The organism is Paenibacillus cucumis (ex Kampfer et al. 2016), assembly GCF_019748695.1.
Classification (GTDB): domain Bacteria; phylum Bacillota; class Bacilli; order Paenibacillales; family Paenibacillaceae; genus Paenibacillus; species Paenibacillus polysaccharolyticus.
Genome location: NZ_JACLIC010000001.1, coordinates 1 through 1,624, shown reverse-complemented (window position 1 = coordinate 1,624; position 1,624 = coordinate 1). Strand labels below are relative to the sequence as shown.

Here is a 1,624-nt window from a genome sequence, read left to right as displayed (position 1 = left end):
GTTCAAGCCTTGCGATTTTATTTGATATGCAAAAAAACCCCAAAACCTAGACGCATCAAGGCGCGAAGGCTGCATGCTGCTCACCGTGGCAAATTCCAGACCCCACACAAACAACGTTCGAGAGAAGTTTGTGTGGGGTCTGGAATTACAGTGAGCAGCATGCAGCTAGTTCAGTTTGTGTGTGAGAAGAGAAAAGTTGTGAGAGATCAGATCCGGATCGGTAAGGCTGGAAATGATGTTTGAGAGGAAGTTCAGGAGAAAATTCAGAGGTGAGTAAAGAGAGGTTGGAGTCAGTGAATAGCAAATAAAAGGGGCTGAGAAGAAGCAGAAAGGCGTTTGAAGCGATGGGAAGCGGAAGTAGGGAGAATATCGGGAGAAGGGTGAAAAAGCGCGGAGAAGGCAAAATAGGCGGGTGTGAGAAGGCGAGGAAGTGAAAAAGAAGAAAATGGACATACGAGATTAGAGTGGTCTATTTTCGATTTTAAGGCGTTTTTTTGGTCGGCGGTACTTTTGGAGGTACCTATTCAAGAAAACGCGGGAGAATCGATTTTAGAGGGGTTAGAGGAGGAGTGCAGGGGATATATCCCCTGCTTATACGGTTCTGCGAACCGGTAGCAGGAAAAAATCGAAGGAGAGCAGCCGATCGGCCCCCTCTCCCTTTTTCGAGGTTTTATCCTTCAGTGTCTGGATCTTCCGGATCACCAGAGAACGAATGAAATTTAGCCATGAGATAGCGTTCTTTGTGCTGATCGCCTCGATGGATCAGTTTTGCACTGAGCATTATAGATCCTGTGCGACGGGCTATGAGATCTGCCTCCTCGAGGAGGCGAAGTGTCTCAACGACAACAGGTTTTGAGACTTTGCTGTTACGCGCAAGCTCGTCAACAGTGGTGATCAGCGTGTTTTCAGTTTTGCTCATGTTCTCGAAAATGTATTTCACAACGAGCATTTTTTTGGTGCCAAGCTTCTCGATTAGCCCAATAACCGAAGTCATGTAGGTAATCATGAATCCGTTTCTGGAGTCTATGCTGCTTTCGAATTCGTCAACTGTTCTAACTTCGCCAGTAGGAATATTGTCTTCACCAAGCTTCATCCATTTGCTTTGACCAACAAATTTGCCTTTAGCTTTCGACATCCTAAAAACACACCTTTCGTATATCATTTACTAAATAGTAAACTATTTTTTTACTAGGAATGCAAGAAAACTTTACTATAAAGTAAGAGAAACTTTACTACGAAAATAGCCCTCAAACCCAGTAGTATCAAGGGTTTGAGCCACTTTTTAAAAAAAGTTACTCTCTTCTAATAAAAGGACCACCCTACTTCGCGTTCCCTGAGGGAACTTGACCAGGGCAGCGCCCTGGACGGCTTTTGCCTTCGGCGATGAGGGACGCTGTCCCCTCAACCCCTGCTCCTCGCCGGGTGGCAGGGTCCCGAACGCAGGGTTCGGGACATGCCTCTAGGATTGTCTGGGAGCCGCGGTCGTCAACCCTTCGGGTCTTCCACTTCGTTTCAGCCGCTACGCGGTGACTGCTCACCGACTGCCTCGTCCGACGTGTTCACGGAAGAGCATACTTGTGCTCTTTCAAAGAACACACCGTCGAAGTAAGGCATCAAATTAGCC

Annotated in this window: 1 protein-coding gene; it reads right to left on the bottom strand. The window is 47.0% G+C overall.

What is annotated here, in order from left to right:
- Nucleotides 1-670: 670 nt before the first annotated feature.
- Nucleotides 671-1,135, bottom strand: a complete 465-nt coding sequence (locus tag H7T88_RS00005; protein ID WP_221786410.1) for a replication/maintenance protein RepL — start codon at nt 1,133-1,135, stop codon at nt 671-673.
- Nucleotides 1,136-1,624 lie beyond the last annotated feature (489 nt).

Bases quoted from the DNA above. Each gene is read 5' to 3' on its own strand.
- H7T88_RS00005 (WP_221786410.1), bottom strand. From the start codon at position 1,135: ATGTCGAAAGCTAAAGGCAAATTTGTTGGTCAAAGCAAATGGATGAAG.